General features: G+C 38.3%; 14 protein-coding genes and 1 pseudogene. 1 reads left to right on the top strand and 14 read right to left on the bottom strand.

Features of this window, described 5'->3' with window-relative positions; all coding sequences use genetic code 11:
• Positions 1 to 3: 3 nt before the first annotated feature.
• The 11 genes from ureB to G4417_RS00020 all read right to left on the bottom strand — a co-directional run bounded on the left by ureB (position 4) and on the right by G4417_RS00020 (position 11,203).
• Entirely contained in the window at positions 4 to 363 is a 360-nt protein-coding gene (gene ureB / locus G4417_RS00070; RefSeq protein WP_019163039.1) for an urease subunit beta, read from the bottom strand.
• A gap of 14 nt (positions 364 to 377) precedes the next feature.
• The gene (ureA, locus tag G4417_RS00065) at positions 378 to 680 is read right to left on the bottom strand and encodes an urease subunit gamma (protein ID WP_008705098.1); all 303 of its coding nucleotides are present in this window, start codon (positions 678 to 680) and stop codon (positions 378 to 380) included.
• A gap of 313 nt (positions 681 to 993) precedes the next feature.
• Positions 994 to 1,716, bottom strand: coding sequence for an amino acid ABC transporter ATP-binding protein (locus G4417_RS00060; RefSeq protein ID WP_025577728.1), 723 nt, complete (start codon positions 1,714 to 1,716; stop codon positions 994 to 996).
• Positions 1,709 to 3,190, bottom strand: coding sequence for an ABC transporter permease subunit (locus tag G4417_RS00055; RefSeq protein ID WP_025577726.1), 1,482 nt, complete (start codon positions 3,188 to 3,190; stop codon positions 1,709 to 1,711). The genes G4417_RS00060 and G4417_RS00055 overlap by 8 nt, the downstream gene beginning before the upstream one ends.
• Positions 3,191 to 3,214: 24 nt before the next feature.
• Positions 3,215 to 4,051, bottom strand: coding sequence for a sugar phosphate isomerase/epimerase family protein (locus G4417_RS00050; RefSeq protein WP_025577724.1), 837 nt, complete (start codon positions 4,049 to 4,051; stop codon positions 3,215 to 3,217).
• 66 nt (positions 4,052 to 4,117) lie between these two features.
• A complete protein-coding gene (locus G4417_RS00045) occupies positions 4,118 to 5,143 on the bottom strand; it encodes an SIS domain-containing protein (RefSeq protein ID WP_173682212.1) in 1,026 nt (341 codons plus the stop codon).
• 104 nt (positions 5,144 to 5,247) lie between these two features.
• Positions 5,248 to 6,108: a PfkB family carbohydrate kinase gene (locus G4417_RS00040; protein ID WP_025577722.1), complete on the bottom strand. Its 861-nt coding sequence runs from the start codon at positions 6,106 to 6,108 to the stop codon at positions 5,248 to 5,250.
• A gap of 59 nt (positions 6,109 to 6,167) precedes the next feature.
• Positions 6,168 to 7,139: an SIS domain-containing protein gene (locus tag G4417_RS00035; protein ID WP_025577721.1), complete on the bottom strand. Its 972-nt coding sequence runs from the start codon at positions 7,137 to 7,139 to the stop codon at positions 6,168 to 6,170.
• A 43-nt stretch (positions 7,140 to 7,182) separates the two neighbouring features.
• Entirely contained in the window at positions 7,183 to 8,604 is a 1,422-nt protein-coding gene (locus G4417_RS00030; protein ID WP_025577720.1) for a YfcC family protein, read from the bottom strand.
• 35 nt (positions 8,605 to 8,639) lie between these two features.
• Entirely contained in the window at positions 8,640 to 10,211 is a 1,572-nt protein-coding gene (locus G4417_RS00025; protein WP_173682211.1) for an amidohydrolase family protein, read from the bottom strand.
• A 269-nt stretch (positions 10,212 to 10,480) separates the two neighbouring features.
• Complete coding sequence (locus G4417_RS00020) at positions 10,481 to 11,203, bottom strand: GntR family transcriptional regulator (RefSeq protein WP_025577717.1); 723 nt, start codon at positions 11,201 to 11,203, stop codon at positions 10,481 to 10,483.
• Positions 11,204 to 11,462: 259 nt separating this feature from the next.
• Between G4417_RS00020 and G4417_RS00015 the strand changes: the two genes are divergently transcribed.
• Complete coding sequence (locus tag G4417_RS00015; RefSeq protein WP_173682210.1) at positions 11,463 to 13,493, top strand: right-handed parallel beta-helix repeat-containing protein; 2,031 nt, start codon at positions 11,463 to 11,465, stop codon at positions 13,491 to 13,493.
• Between the two features lie 105 nt (positions 13,494 to 13,598).
• Here the strand turns inward: G4417_RS00015 and G4417_RS00010 are convergent, their stop codons facing one another.
• The 3 genes and pseudogenes from G4417_RS00010 to G4417_RS16760 form a co-directional block, all read right to left on the bottom strand.
• The gene (locus G4417_RS00010) at positions 13,599 to 14,945 is read right to left on the bottom strand and encodes an MATE family efflux transporter (RefSeq protein WP_243872031.1); all 1,347 of its coding nucleotides are present in this window, start codon (positions 14,943 to 14,945) and stop codon (positions 13,599 to 13,601) included.
• A gap of 31 nt (positions 14,946 to 14,976) precedes the next feature.
• Positions 14,977 to 15,177 (bottom strand): hypothetical protein, encoded by a 201-nt coding sequence (locus G4417_RS00005; RefSeq protein WP_173682208.1) that lies wholly within the window; start codon positions 15,175 to 15,177, stop codon positions 14,977 to 14,979.
• A 399-nt stretch (positions 15,178 to 15,576) separates the two neighbouring features.
• Positions 15,577 to 15,788: pseudogene (locus G4417_RS16760) on the bottom strand (IS200/IS605 family accessory protein TnpB-related protein); the annotation flags it as partial.

The raw sequence follows: 15,788 nt of genomic DNA, 5'->3' as shown, positions 1-15,788 counted from the left end.
TCCTTACAGAAATCCTTTTAATTTCGCAGTTTCCATGGATGCTGCTTTTGTATCGTCAGTTGCCTGGGCGCGGGTAAGGTCATTCAGTCCGAATACTCTCTGTCTGCCGCCCATTTCTGTAAGCTGAACCTCTTTTTCTTCACCCGGCTCAAATCTTACAGATGTTCCTGAAGGAATGTCCAGATGATATCCATAGGCTTTTTCCCTGTCAAAAGAAAGGCATTTATTTACTTCAAAAAAGTGAAAATGAGAACCGACCTGAACCGGTCTGTCGCCTTTGTTTGCCACTGTTACTGTCACTGTTTTCTTGCCTTCATTAAGTGTGATCTCACGATCTGCGGCCATAATTTCACCGATCTTCATGCTCATTCTCCTCCTTACTGAATTGGATTATGTACTGTCACAAGCTTGGTTCCATCCGGGAATGTTGCCTCTACCTGGACTTCACCGATCATATCAGCAACACCGTCCATTACATCATCCTTTGTAAGAATCTTGGTTCCAAGCTGCATCAGCTCTACTACTGTTTTACCATCTCTTGCAAGCTCCAGGAGTTCAGAACTGATATACGCAAGTGCCTCCACGTAATTCAGTTTCAGACCTCTTTCCTTTCTCTCTTTTGCAAGATTTCCTGCCATATGAAGCATTAATTTTTCCTGTTCTTTGGGATTCAGCCTCATGATATTCCTCCTCTCGAATTGTGCGGATTATAATATGCAAAAATCTGTTACTGTTCACTCCGTTCTCAGTAACGTAGCCAAAACACCTCGCGGGATAGTGGTGTGTGAACAGTAACAAAAATCTTCGTAGTACGCAAAAAAGAGCAGTCAATGGGATTCTTTCTCAGACCCCATTGTCTGCTCTTTGCACGAAAATTTTTATATAGGGGATTATAACTTGTGTTTCTTTGATGGTCAAGATGTTTTTTGTGAACTTTTTGTTTTTTTTACATTACACCAACCATAACACTATCTTCTTTTTGTAACTCGAATTTTATAAAACTTTCGCAAGAAATTCTTTCGTTCTCTTATGTTGTGGCTTTTCAAATACTTCTTCTGGAGAACCGTCTTCTAATATAGATCCCTGATCAAAAAACAATACCCTGTCACTCACTTCTCTGGCGAATCCCATTTCATGGGTAACTATAAGCATTGTAATTCCCTCTCCTGCCAATTTCTTCATTACATCAAGTACTTCTCCTACCATTTCAGGATCTAATGCTGAAGTTGGTTCATCAAATAAAAGAATTTCAGGGTTCATAGCCAGTGCTCTTATAATCGCAACCCTTTGTTTTTGACCTCCGGAAAGCTTTGATGGATAAGATAGTGCTTTCTTCTCCAACCCAATTCTTTTTAACAGTCCTATTGCTTTTTCATCTGCTTCCTCTTTTTTCCATTTTCCTAATCTTACAGGTGCAAGAGTTATATTTTTCAGTACTGTCATATTTGGAAATAAATTAAAATGCTGAAATACCATTCCTACATTTTCTCGATATTTATCAATATCTTTCCTTTTTTCCAGAATGCTCTCCCCTTCTATAATAATTTCTCCTTCATCTGGTACCTCCAGAAGATTCAGGCATCTCAAAAAAGTAGATTTTCCAGATCCTGAAGGGCCAATAATACAGACACATTCACCTTTTCGTATCTCTATATTAATACCCTTGAGAACCTGCACATTTCCAAAAGATTTTTTCAGATTATGTACACTAATCACTTTGTCTCATTCTCCTTTCCATCTTTTCGAGAAATATAGAGAGTATTTTCACAATCAGATAATACATAATTCCAGCAGTTATCAACGGTATAAACATCTGATAGGTTCTTGATGAAACATAACTGGAAGCTTTGGTAAGATCCATAATACCTACATATCCCAAAATGGAAGTCTCCTTAATCAACTGTATAAATTCATTTCCCATTGCAGGCAGAATATTTTTTAAAGCCTGTGGAATGATAATAAATCTCATTGTATCTTTATATCCAAGTCCCAGAGATCTTCCGGCTTCCTGCTGTCCTTTATCAACTGCCATAATTCCGGCACGTATCACTTCAGACACGTAGGCACCACTGTTAATCCCGAAGCTCACAACTGCTGCCACATATCCCAACCGGCTATGAAAGACAGCAAAATACACGATCATCAATTGTAATACCGAAGGGGTTCCACGAATCACATCTACATATATATGGATAATCCTCGACAATACAGTTTCTTTTTTCTTACGATCGGCATTCAATTTTATCATTGCTGCCATTAATCCAATCACAGTTCCCAAAAGTACTGACATGATTGAAACCAAGAGCGTAACCTGTAGTCCATTCAGGTAATATTTCCAACGGTTATCCTGCAGAAAAATAAATTTGAAAGTTCCAATTATTCCTGTGTTATCTGCTATCTGAACTTGCGTTGTATCATTTTCTCCTGAGAAAAATTTTTCATAAATCTGGTCATATTCTCCATTATCTTTTAACTTTTTCAGTCCCTTATTTACTGTATTTAAAAGTTCTGCATTTCCTTTTTCAATACAATACACTGTATCCTCTTCCGTTCCATCCACTTTCTGATAAACAATATCATCATTCTGTCTGCAGTAAATCTCTGCCATAATAGTATCAATTAAGACAGCATTTACACCTCCGTTTTTCAGTTCCATTACTGCACTTGCAGCGTTCTTAAAGCGGACAACTGTTGCATTTTCAACAACACCATAATCTGTATTCTCTCCGGATACAATGAAATCACTCTGGGATCCTTCCAAAACTGCTACTCTTTTCCCGGATAATCCAGCAAAATCATACAAAGGTGTTTTCTGACTGCTTACAATACTCTGGGATCCCGTATAATAAACATCCGAAAAATCTACACTTTTTTCCCTTTCTTTTGTTGGTCCTATCGCTGCCGCAATAATTTGAATATTTCCGGTTTCCATAGAACCAACCAAAGAATCAAAGGGCATATCTTTCCATTCCAATTCCAGATTTTCTTCTTGGGCAATTGCTTCCAGAAGTTCATAATCAAAACCCGTGAGATTTCCATCACTGTCCAGATATTCAAACGGTGCATATTCTGCATTCGTTCCGACAGTTATCTTTTCCTTAGCATAGACACTCTGCGTTCTACATGCACATAAGAAAAACAGAGTAAGCATGATGCATGAAAAAATTTTTATTCTCATTTTATCACTCATAGCTGGTCTCCTATAATATGAGTTTTAGCGTATAAATGTTTCATATGCTTTCATATTCCGTTTATCTGCCCTAGCCGGATCTTTAAAATAGTCAAATTCTGTAATTTCCTGTCCGAGATATCCCTTATATCCATGACGATTGATTGCCTTCAGAAACTCCTCAAGATTATGCGTTCCATCCCCCCAAATCAGATGACCATAAGGATTTCCATCAATAAAATGCATGTGGATAATATCATCTCCAAGTATATCAAACCATTGATCAATTGTTTCACCGGCAACTCCCATTGCTGTGGTATCAATCATCGCTTTCAGATTTGGATGATCTACTTCATCCAGCATTCTTTTTACATCATATACCGTAGTAGCAAGGTTGGATTCCTGCGGGCGAAGAGATTCCATTGCCAGTCGGATATTTTTTGTTTTGGCATATTCTGCCAGAACAGACAGCATTTCCCTTGAACGTTTCCAGGCTTCCTCCCTGTCTTCATTCCAATATCCCCATCCTGAATTGATTGCCATTGTTTCTACACCCAATTCTTCACCGGCATCCAGAGCTTTCTTAAAATATGCCATACTTTTTTCAAACTGCTCTTTTTCCTGTGCAGCGAACTGATATTGGTATGTACAATTTTCCGGTGTAATCACCTTCACAGTCAAATCTCTTTCATCAAGAAGTTTTCTGACATGTTTACAGTCAGAATATTCTATATAGCTTAAAAAGAAATGCGGTGTTCCAGGCCATAACTCAATTGTTTTAAATCCGGCTTCTTTTTGTGCATCAAGAAAATATTCCAATGAATAAAATAAATAATGAATATTCATACCTGCCAATTGTTCTCTGTTGATTAATTTCTCCATTTTATCCTCCATGCTTTCTTCTGTTACCTGTTCACAGCTCAATAATACCCATATAATTTCACTTTCCTATTTTTCCAGTTTACTACCCATATATCTATGAAAATCAGGATCTGACGGAATATTCAAATCTATCTTTCTTGCCCGTGATGTCATAACAAACAACATTTGTACAGGCAGAATATATTCCAGAATTGAAAACTCAGGATCGTCTGTAAATTTACAGTTCAGTATATATTTTATATTTTCATCTACCTGTTTGGAATTAATCCCAAATAAACAGTAACCCTGCTTTGTATAATAATCGAACAATTTTTCCATTCGATTTCTTTCATAACCATTAGGTGGAAAAATATATAAAAAGTTAGTTTTTGAAGTGACAGCATTATACATACCATGCATAAATTCTTCTGCCTCATATCCCCTCACCGGAAATCTGCAGGTCTCAGAAAATTTTAATATTCCCTCCAGTAGCAAACTCTTCATTTTATTACCGGAAATAAGTATCATATCTTCATTATCTTTTAGTTTCTCTGATATTTCTGAGCACCAGAGTTTGCTTATCTGCAGAATATTTTTCATATTCTTTATTACAACATCTATTCGCTTTTTATAGTTTTCAGTTTCTTTTTCTGTAATCCTTCCAATGCTTTCGGCAGTATCAATAATCCATATCATCAAAGTCAATACTGTTGCCGTAAAACCTTTGGTTGTTGCACCAGCATCTTCATAACCACATTCAATATATATGTTAGCATCTGCATGTCTGGTAATTTCCGTATCATATTCACCGGTCATTGAAATTGTGGCAATACCGCGCTCTCTAACATCGTCCAGTGCCTTTATGACTGCTGCACTGGTTCCTTGTTGTGAAATTCCTGTTACCACTGCGCTTTTTGAAATAAATTCATAATCCTCTATAAGCATTACTGGGTATACAGGTGTAACCCGTATACCCAGTAATTTCTTTGCAAAATCGGCTACAGCTACTGCTGCATTATAAGAAGATCCTGAACCTGTCAGGTAAATTTCTGATATTTTCTTATCTTTCAGCACTCTGTTGCTGTCCTCAAGAATTTCCTTCTTATTTTCCAATATGTATTGCAGGATATCAGGAGTCTCATATATGTAATCCATTGCATTTCCATGGTACAGCATATATTTTCTCCTCTTTGTCATTCACTCTATATATTATATTTCTAATCCTCGTATGGTTTTCCGTATCCAAAAGCACCATTGAGTGTACATACATGTGCTGCAAATTTAGAAGCTTCTTTTAAAGAAGTACGGATTGCTTCCTGTCTGTCAGTTCCTCTTTTCAGCTGATCAATATAACAATCCATAAAAGAGGTCAGAAAAGAATCTCCGGCACCCATTGTATCTACCACATTGTCAATAAGTGTTGCCGGCTGTGTATAAAACTGTTCACCATCATACATAATGCAGCCTTTAGAACCTCTGGTAAGAGATACCAGCTCCGGTCCCAGGGAATGAATAAATTTCAGATGTTCTTTTGCTGCTTCATCATCTCCGTCAAAGGAACAAAATGCATATGTAATGTATGGTGCATATTTTTCATAATATTCTTTGGAAGAGTCATCAGAAAAATCGAAGGAAATTTTTATACCAGCCTCTTTCATAACTTTCAGCTGTGATTCTGTATAGCAATAATTTCCCGTATGCACAAAATCAAATTCTTTCATATATTCAAGGTCAAAACGGTCAAGAATATACGGAGTCTTTCCTCTTACTCCACCTTCATTATAATCCCCAAATATACGGTCTCCATCACGAAGTGTACATTTAGACCATCCGTTTTCTCCTACCAACTGTTTGCACTTTACAGTTTCAATTCCAAGTTCATTTAATACTGAAATTACAAATTCTGCAATGTCATCACTTCCAAAATATCCCATATATGCAGCTCTCTCTACACCAAACATTTTGGAATATGCACACAGATTTACACAATTCCCGCCTGGATACATCATATGAGAATGTTCATACAGATCAACTACATTATCACCAAATCCCAATACTTTTGTATTATACTTTACCATTTTTCTTCTCCTTTTTTATCTGGCAGATTCATATCTGCCAGACTTGTTACGAAAGAATATTAATATTCTACAACACCCATGTATCTTCTCATATCAAGAGGATGTCTTCTCTTGTCCTGTAAACCTGTACGATATGCTACTGACATTGCATAGAATACCATTGGGCAGAAATATTCATTTACGCTTTCGTCAATTGCATCAATTCCCAGTTCCTTAGCATCAATTACTTCATATTTCTTTCCATATTTTTTCAGGAAAGTAAGTGCTCGTTCATCCATAACTCTGGCTGCACCTGTTCCCATAAGAAGAATGTAGAGATGGTCTTCATCTGTGCACTCGAATGGTCCATGGAAATATTCGCCGGAATGCAGATAGCAGCAATCCATCCACTGCATTTCCTGAAGAGAACAGATAGAGAAACCATATGCCTGTGAATAAGAAGCACCAGAGCCCATAATATAAAGGAACGGCTCTTCAAAATATTTCTCAGCAAATACCCATGTACGGTTCTGTACTTTCTTTACTGCTGCACGGACAATACCGTCAGCTTTTTCAAGTCCATCCAGTACAGCTTCATATTTTGTATAAGATGGCTCCTGTAACTTCATCAGTTCATTAAGAACACGCATTACAATTCCCTGTGGTCTTTCTTTTTCATTTGTATCATCTTCCCAGCTATATACGACTGGATTCATATCTTCCTGTGCACAGATAGAATTTGGATTATGTGTCATAGTAATCACTGCTGCACCACGTTCTTTGGCAAGTTTCGCTGCATTTACAGTTTCATTTGTATTACCACCATGAGAGCAAAGAATTACAAGTGCTCCCTTTTTCAGAAATTTGGATGGGGATACAATCAACTCTTTTGCTGTAAGCCAATGAGAATGCATAGTTTCTGATTCTGCATTGATAAAATAGAATCCTGGATAAAGATCTACTAAAGAACCTCCACATGCTGTAAAAAATACATCATTAATCTGTCCCTGCTCTTCATAGATTTTTTTGATTAATTCTTCTGGTCTGTTCATTTTAATAATCTCCTTTTATTTATATTTTTTATTTTATAGTTTTCTATAATCCTGCTGAAATTGTACAGAATACAATTGCTATAACCGCCATGATCAAAAACATTTTCCAGATAGTTTTCCACCATTGTCCAAATGAAATCTTGCAGATTGCAAGCCCTGCTACTGTTGTTCCTGCTACCGGACTCATAAGATTTGTCAACTGATTTCCATACTGTAAAGCTGTAACTGCCGCTTCCGGATTTACACCATGAAGGTCACATAAAGGTGCCATGATTGGCATAGATAATGCTGCCAGTCCTGAGGAGGACGGTACTAACAATGTCAATAAAGACTGAACCACATACATCACTGCTGAGAAAACAACATTATTGGATTTTTCTACCAGTCCACTTAATGCATTTAAAATAGTATCAATAATCATCCCATCCTGCGCAATTACCATGATTCCACTGCAAAAGCCAATTACCATAGCTGCAAATGCAATATCCTTTACACCATTGATAAACTCTTCTGCTATTTCTGTTTCATTCATACCACCAAAGATTCCCATGAGGATTCCCATTCCCAGAAAGCACATGGATAATTCATTCATATACCAGCCATTTTTTACAAGTCCTACTACCACTATGACCATTCCGATCACAAAAGTGAGGAGCACCAACTTCTGACGAATTGTCATTTCCTGATTAAAATCAATATCCGTATTCATTTCTTTTTTCTTGATCAGATCATCCTGATACGTAATAGACTTTTCAGGATTTTTCTTAATCTTAAATGCTCTCCAGGTTACAAAAGCAATAACCAAAGCCATCATAATCGCAAACTGGAGCATTCTAAATACCAGCTGTGGATTTCCCTGAATCCCGGCAATGCCCTGTGCAATCAATACACAAAACGGATTTACTGTAGATGCAGCATAACCAACTGTTGCAGATAAGCAGACTGTCATAAAAGTAGTCATGGAATCATATCCCATTGCAAACATAATTGGCATGATCAACAAATAAAATGGAATCAACTCATCTGACATTCCAAAGGTACTTCCACCTAATCCAAAAAGAACCATTAGAATCGGTATGATCAGAATTTCTTTTGCTCCAAGTTTTTTCACAATCTTCTGAATTCCCATATTCAGTGCATTAGTCTTGGCCATAATCTGAAATACACCGCCGATAATAAAGACAAATGCAAGAACCTCTACCATCTGTTGAATTCCTTTTCCAGGTGCCATAAGTACCTGAGCAATTCCCTGTCTTAAATTTGTTCCATCTTCAAGAACTTTATCTACCGAATGATAAGTTCCTGCTACTGCTACACTTCTTTCTCCTGCAGAAGTTTCCACTACCTTTCGTTCAAACTCACCACTTGGAAGAATCCATGTAAGTATTGCCACTACAATGATCAGAAAAAAAATCAATGTGAGCACATGTGGCATATGAAGTTTGAATTTTTTCTTTTCTTCCATTTTACCTTCCCCTTTTCTTATTGTTTTCTGTCAGATCAATTTTTTTCTGTCTGACTTTTTTCTGTAAAAACGGTTCTTCCGTCCATGATTGTCATTACAACCCTTGCATCCTTGGCATCTACCGGATCAATTTCAAGTAAATTTCTGTCAAACACAGTAATATCTGCCAGTTTCCCTTCTTCTAACGTTCCAAGCACTTCTTCCATACCCAGATTTTTCTGTCCACCGATTGTCCATGCTTTCAGAAGTTCCGGTACAGTAAGAGTATTTTCCGATTGAAATGCCTCAGCACGTCCATCCATGTATCCTCCACAGGAATAATAGATAGATTCCGGTATACTGGTAAGCAGTAACGGTAAATCTGTGGCACCACTTAAATTCATTCCACTGTCTTGCATTTTACGGCGGTTCCAGTAATATTTTCCACGCTCTGCACCTATCGTCTGTTTAATATTATTAATCAGCACATCTGCCGGATCCAGTGACATAATCTGAAAATATAATTCTGCTGTTACCCCAATCCGACCAAGGATTTTCAGATCTTTTGGATCTGTAAACTCCATATCTGTAATTGCATGTCTGTTTTTCAGCTTTCCCTGAACCTTCTTGCATTTCTGATAAATTTCTGTAATTTTTCCTACTGCACCATCTCCCTGTGCATGTAAAGACCATCTGAAATCTTCTGCATCTGCTGCAAGAACGTCTTTTTCAATTTCTTCATATGGAACCGGATCTTTACAGCAGAAATCCTGATTTTCATATGGCTCTTTTAAATCACCCTTATAAGAAGCAATCGTACCATCAGTCATCCGGTTAAAACCACTGAAACGAATCTTATTTCCTGTAAACTGCTCTCTCATTCTGCGGGCATAAACAAGATTCATTCCTTCACCTACAGGCTGTGACATAAAGAAGGTTCTCAGATTAATATCATCAGAATCTTCCAGTTCCTTAAGATAATCTGTAAATCCATAAAAGTCATCAAATCCCATTTCCTTTACAGTAGTTACCCCTCTGGAATTCATCATTTTCGTATAATCTGAAAATTCCTTTTTAATAAATTCCCGGTCATTCAGATATTCTCTCATGATGCGGTAATAGCTTTCCGGATAACATGTTTCTGCCGAAAACTGATAAATATTTCTGGCTTTCTGATTCATAATACAACAGGAACGATCTGCCGAAAAAATGATCACCGCTTTATTTGGAAATTTCTCTTCCAGCATTTCTTCTCCGTTCTGCCTGTCCCACATCTCCGGATTCCATCCATGACCCAGTAATGCTCCCTTCGGATGTTTCTTCTGCTCATATTTTCTCAGAATACAGCATCCCTCTTCATTATCTGTCACTTTCGAAAAATCTGCTCCTACATGATAAATTGCATATCCGGTAAAAAATGTATGAGTATCTGTAATTCCCGGCATAACCAGTTCATCCCTGAAATTAAGAACTTCCTGTGCCTGATCCAAAATATCTTTTTCAGGTTTTCCTGCTTTTTTTTCGACAATATGATTTCCACTTAAACACAGATATCCTTCGTAATCTTTCTCATTTATACCGTCAAAAAGATGTTTTGCAATAATCACTTTTGAAAATCTTTTTTTCATTTATCACGTCCTCCTTTCTTGGTTTGTATTATATCATCATATAACGTCATAATACAATATGATCTTTTGGTCAAATCATAACTTTGTGAATTCTTGATATTTTATTCTTTATTTTTTTGTCTATAACACACAAAAAAAGGATTTCCGTTTCTCATTTTCAAAGTATATTTCTGTGCTGAAAACAAGATTTGAAATCCTTCTTTTTGTTTAATATAACCTTTCGTGTTTAAACGGTTCTTCACCATCTATTAATATTACATTTTCGTTGTTTATATAGAAATTTTGTAACGTGAACCAGCAATAATTTCATAACTGATATATAAAGGTTCTTCTTTTTCATTATTAATATAGCTTGCCAGAATCATAACCGGTTCTCCTTCATTCATTCTAAGGTATCCTGACACTGGTTGAGAAACTGTACTGACTTCTACTGTACTTCTCGCTTTTTCAGATTCTTTCATATGATATTCTTTACTGAGAAGACGTGTAAGAGATCCATTTTCCAGCTTTTCCACCTGAAAATCCGGCAGAAAATCGGTTGGAATATAAATATGTTCATAAATAATCGGCAAGTTATCGGCTGACAAAATTCGTTCTATATGATATATCTTAGTATGTTCAGGTTTAAAAAAATCCTGCTGCCATTCCTGCATTTCCGTAATATGACAGGAAATGATATGTGAAGACGGCTTTCTTCCATTTGAACGACACGCTTCTGAAAAACTCATGTTGTTATCATTTTCTATTTTACGATATATTTTGGGTATTTCCACAAAAGTTCCTTTTCCCTGTCTTTTTACAAGAAATCCCTGAGAGCATAACTCTTCAATTGTTCTGCGTACTGTAATCCTGCTGACCTGATAGGCAGTGGATAATTCTCCTTCTGTGGGAATCTGATCTCCCTCCTTATATGTTCCCTTTCGAATCTGATCTTTTATCTCTTTCATTAACTGAGCATATAATGGTAACTGTGATTTTTTATCCAAACTCATTGATGACTCCTTCCATATGCAAACATTATATAATGTTATATTATATCATATTTCTTAGAAAATCGCAAAAAACTGTCAGAAAAAAATCAGAATCCGACATTGTCAGTGAACAGTAATGAATCATCACAAAATTCATACAAAATGACACAGGATTCCATTGTTTCGCTGCATATCTACATGCTACACTAGATTACATATCTTATGGGCATTTCGCCCGCAAACAGAAGGATTCAGGCCAGAAGGCCGGGAGGTTTTTATAATGATTATTTACGTTGATGCATCCGTGATCCAGACCGGAAACGGAACAAAAGAAAATCCATTCAAAACTATTCAGGAGGCCGCTGCAAAGGCACTTCCGGGAGATGAAGTCATCGTTGCACCGGGATTATACCGTGAAGCTGTTAATCCGATTCACGCTGGAACGGCAGACAAGCGTATCACCTACCGTTCTGCAATAAAAGGACAGGCGCACATTACAGGAAGTGAAGCTGTCAAAGACTGGGAAAATGTAGAAGGCACTGTATGGAAAGCAGTCATTCCGAACGGAATCTTCGGTGATTATAACCCATTTACTACCCTGGTATCCGGAGATTGGTTTATCGCTACATTTATTGCTCATACAGGAGATGTATATCTGAATGAAAAATCCATGTATGAAGTAACCACTCTGGATAAAGTTAAAAATCCACAAAAAAGTACTATCTCATGGGATCCTGATTTCTCTGTATATACATGGTATGCAGAACAGGATGAAGCCAATAATCAGACAATTATTTATGCAAACTTCCATGAAAAAGATCCCAATAAAGAAAATGTTGAGATCAATGTAAGAAGAAACTGCTTCTATCCAGAAAGTGAAGGAATCGGATATATCACTCTCTCCGGTTTCCGCATCAGTCAGGCTGCTACTCAGTGGGCTCCCCCTACCGCTTATCAGGAGGGAATGGTCGGTCCTCACTGGTCCAAAGGATGGATCATCGAAGACTGTGAAATCTATGAATCCAAATGCAGCGGTATTTCTCTTGGTAAATATCTGCAGCCGGAAAATGATAACAAATGGTTAAAGTTGAAATACAAAGACGGAACTCAGACAGAACGCGACTGCATCTGCCAGGCTTCCTATGAAGGATGGGATAAAGAACACATCGGTTCCCATATTGTACGCAGATGTGAGATCCATGACTGCGGTCAGACAGGTATTGTAGGACATCTTGGAGGCGTATTCTCTGTTATTGAAGACAACCATATTCATCACATTAACAACAAGCAGAATCTGGCAGGAGCAGAGATCGGCGGTATCAAAATGCATGCTGCTATCGATGTTATTTTCCGCCGCAACCATATCCACAACTGCACCCGTGGTCTGTGGCTTGACTGGCAGGCACAGGGAACCCGCGTTACAGGAAATCTCTTCCATGACAATGCTCTTCCTAATGACTTCGAGGCAGGGGATGACGCTGTCACAAGCGTAGGAGAAGATATCTTCGTTGAGGTTTCCCATGGTCCGACATTAATCGACCACAATATCCTGCTGTCTGACCGTGCACTGAAAATTGCAACCCAGGGTGTTGCCCTTGTACATAACCTGATCTGCGGCGGCTTCGTTTCTGTTGGTATCGGTACAGACAACGGTGCACCTGATATTCCATCTCCGAGATATACTCCATATCACACCAAACACGGAACTCAGGTTGCAGGATTTATGACCATCCTTCATGGAGATGACAGATTCTACAACAACATCTTCGTTCAGAAACCGATCCGTCCTTGTATGCAGGATCTGGCTGATCTTATGGGTAACAATGGAAATATGTGGGATGACTGCAATGTGATCACAGGAACTTTCAAATTTAACGGATATCCAACCTTTGATGAATGGAACAGACAGTTCGAAGGTTACTGCGGAATGGGTTCTGAGACAACAGGCAACTGCTATTATGATCATCTTCCTGTATGGGCATCCGGCAATCTCTATTTCAATGGAGCACGTGCATGGGAAAAAGAAACAGATGCAGTCACAGATACAGAACACACTGTAAATATCTCTGTTGAAGAGAAAGAAGATGGCTGGTATCTGAAGACCAACCTGTATGATATCATCAAAGAAGAAACCGACGGTATCATCTCAACTGAAACACTTGGTATGGCATTCGAACCGGAGCAGAAATACGAAAATCCTAACGGAAGCCCGATTATCTTTAATCAGGATTTCTTTGGAAATCACAGAGATGTCAAAACTGTCGCAGGACCATTTACGGATAAAAAAGCATCTGAGCAGAAGCTCTTTTAACCTGATATCCATATAGTCAATAGCTTTACCATATATAAACCATACATAAAAACAGCTATGAAGAGTACAGATATTTTTATCTGCTGCTCTTGCATAGCTGTTTTCTTATTTTGTCATACTTTTATTAGATGCAAGCATTCTTGTAGACTTTCGGATGCACCACAGGCATGTCGGAAAAATATAGCAGGTTGCTGTGATCCAGGCAGTCTGGTCTGCGAAACAGATGGCTGTAAAGCCAAAAGTTCCTACAAATCCAAGACAGACAACTGTTCTGGCGATCATTTCTGTTACGCCGGAAAAAACTGCTCTGCCTGAATATCCAAGTCCCTGAGTTACCATACGGGCGACATTGAGAATACCAAGACTCCAGTAGAAAAATCCCATACATCTGAGGTATTTGGCAGAGGCATCCAAAACTGCCACCGCACTCTTTCCAACAAACAACATAGAAAGTGTACGCCCTGCAAAAATCAGTAAAATTCCCGCCGCAATACCATATCCTACTCCCACTGTAATACCACAGCGCAATCCTTTCTTAATCCTGTCAGACTGTCCTGCTCCCAGATTTTGGCTGCAGAATACAGATGCAGATGTTGCGATAGCATCAAATGGACACATGGTAAACTGCTTAATCTTCATTGCAGCAGTAAAGGCTGATACATATGCACTTCCAAGCCCGTTATTGGCAGACTGCATAACCATACTTCCGATAGCTGTGATGGAGAACTGAAGTCCCGTAGGCATTCCCATTGCCAGAAGTTCCTTTACTGCATCTCCCTTTATTGTCCTGTTTTCTTTCTTGAGCCACAGAAGTTTCATCTTGCGGATGATAAAAATAAGGCACAAGATTCCACTGATCGCCTGTGCGGAAATTGTTGCAATGGCAGCTCCGGCACATCCAAGTTTCAGCACTACGATACAGAATAAATCCAGAAAAATGTTCAGAACAGCAGATAATGCCAGAAATATAAACGGTGTTCTGCTGTCTCCCACTGACCTCAAAATACTGGACAGATAGTTATATAAAATCGTAAAGGGAATCCCCAGGAAAATGATTAGCAAATAGCTATATGCATTGTCATAAATGTCCTCTGGTACAGATAAAATATGCAGAATCTGAGGACATAAAACACTGCATAATGCTGTCAGGATCACTGCGATTCCTGCACATAATACAGCTCCATTAAAGATATAATCCCACATTTTTTCTATTTTCTCTGCACCGAAATATTTAGCTACAGGAACACCAAAACCTGTACAGCTTCCCATGCAGAATCCCAGTACCAGAAACTGAATACTGCTGCTGGCTCCTACACTTGCCAGTGCTTTTGCGCCAAGAATCTGGCCTACGATCGCAGCATCAATAATATTATAGGTCTGTTGCAGCAAGTTTCCTAATAATAAAGGAAACGCAAACTGTAACATCAACTTCAGTGGATTGCCCTTTATCATAGATGTGGTCATTTCTATTTATCCCTCATTTTCATTCTTCACATGGAGTTCTCTTGGCAGAGTCATGCTTCCATAAGCTCCCGGCTCGGAACTTGATCCAGTTCCCATAGATATGCTGCAGTTCTTTTATTTCTGTTTTGTTTTCTTTTACCTTCTTCAGGCTCACTCTACCTTTTTTCCCGGCTTCTGGTTTTACAAATAATTCCAGACATTCATAGTTTTCTGTGTACATATGTAAAAATCCCCTTTCTGAATTTTGTCTCCGATTCACTATATATCTATAGTACTGACCTTCTGCCGACATAATCTTATTATATCATAGCAAAATCACGAGGAGTTTCAATAAAATATTTTGACATTTTTTTATACTATTTTATCCTGTATGATCCCATATAAAAAGGATGCCGGGAGCAAATCCGACATCCTTTTTACTGTTAACTTATGTTTATTTACAGTAGTCCTCTACTTGTGAACCTCACATGACTGAAGTCACGTACTTCCAGACGCTTTAGGCGTCAGACTGAATATCGGTGGATACGCCTGTAACTTAGGTGCGCAGTTATGCGCATTTCCCATACCAGATATGGCTGGTTCCCACATTACAGGTAGTCCGCTGCATATCTGCCTGTATCTATGCTGCTTTTAAGCGTTCCATTTCTGAATGGAGTTTCCGCAGATCTGCATAGACGCATGAGGTTCTACGCTTTACAGGAGGGACTTTTGCCTCCAGCAAAGACCTTTCCGTTGCCGGAAGGGGTTTTAAAAGTTCCCTTATAAAATATCTCGCCCCTATATTATAGGATGCTGACAGGTCACAATTATATCGTTTTCCTGTCTGGAAAG

This window comes from Blautia wexlerae, from assembly GCF_013300825.1.
GTDB lineage: Bacteria > Bacillota > Clostridia > Lachnospirales > Lachnospiraceae > Blautia_A > Blautia_A wexlerae_B.
The sequence above is the reverse complement of the archived record's forward strand: the minus strand, read 5'-3'. Positions and strand labels throughout refer to the sequence as shown.

Bases quoted from the DNA above. Each gene is read 5' to 3' on its own strand.
- G4417_RS00010 (WP_243872031.1), bottom strand. From the start codon at position 14,945: ATGATAAAGGGCAATCCACTGAAGTTGATGTTACAGTTTGCGTTTCCT.
- G4417_RS00020 (WP_025577717.1), bottom strand. From the start codon at position 11,203: ATGAGTTTGGATAAAAAATCACAGTTACCATTATATGCTCAGTTAATG.
- G4417_RS00030 (WP_025577720.1), bottom strand. From the start codon at position 8,604: ATGGAAGAAAAGAAAAAATTCAAACTTCATATGCCACATGTGCTCACA.
- ureA (WP_008705098.1), bottom strand. From the start codon at position 680: ATGAGGCTGAATCCCAAAGAACAGGAAAAATTAATGCTTCATATGGCA.
- G4417_RS00015 (WP_173682210.1), top strand. From the start codon at position 11,463: ATGATTATTTACGTTGATGCATCCGTGATCCAGACCGGAAACGGAACA.
- G4417_RS00055 (WP_025577726.1), bottom strand. From the start codon at position 3,190: ATGAGTGATAAAATGAGAATAAAAATTTTTTCATGCATCATGCTTACT.
- G4417_RS00050 (WP_025577724.1), bottom strand. From the start codon at position 4,051: ATGGAGAAATTAATCAACAGAGAACAATTGGCAGGTATGAATATTCAT.
- G4417_RS00035 (WP_025577721.1), bottom strand. From the start codon at position 7,139: ATGAACAGACCAGAAGAATTAATCAAAAAAATCTATGAAGAGCAGGGA.
- G4417_RS00025 (WP_173682211.1), bottom strand. From the start codon at position 10,211: ATGAAAAAAAGATTTTCAAAAGTGATTATTGCAAAACATCTTTTTGAC.
- ureB (WP_019163039.1), bottom strand. From the start codon at position 363: ATGAAGATCGGTGAAATTATGGCCGCAGATCGTGAGATCACACTTAAT.
- G4417_RS00040 (WP_025577722.1), bottom strand. From the start codon at position 6,108: ATGGTAAAGTATAATACAAAAGTATTGGGATTTGGTGATAATGTAGTT.
- G4417_RS00005 (WP_173682208.1), bottom strand. From the start codon at position 15,177: ATGTACACAGAAAACTATGAATGTCTGGAATTATTTGTAAAACCAGAA.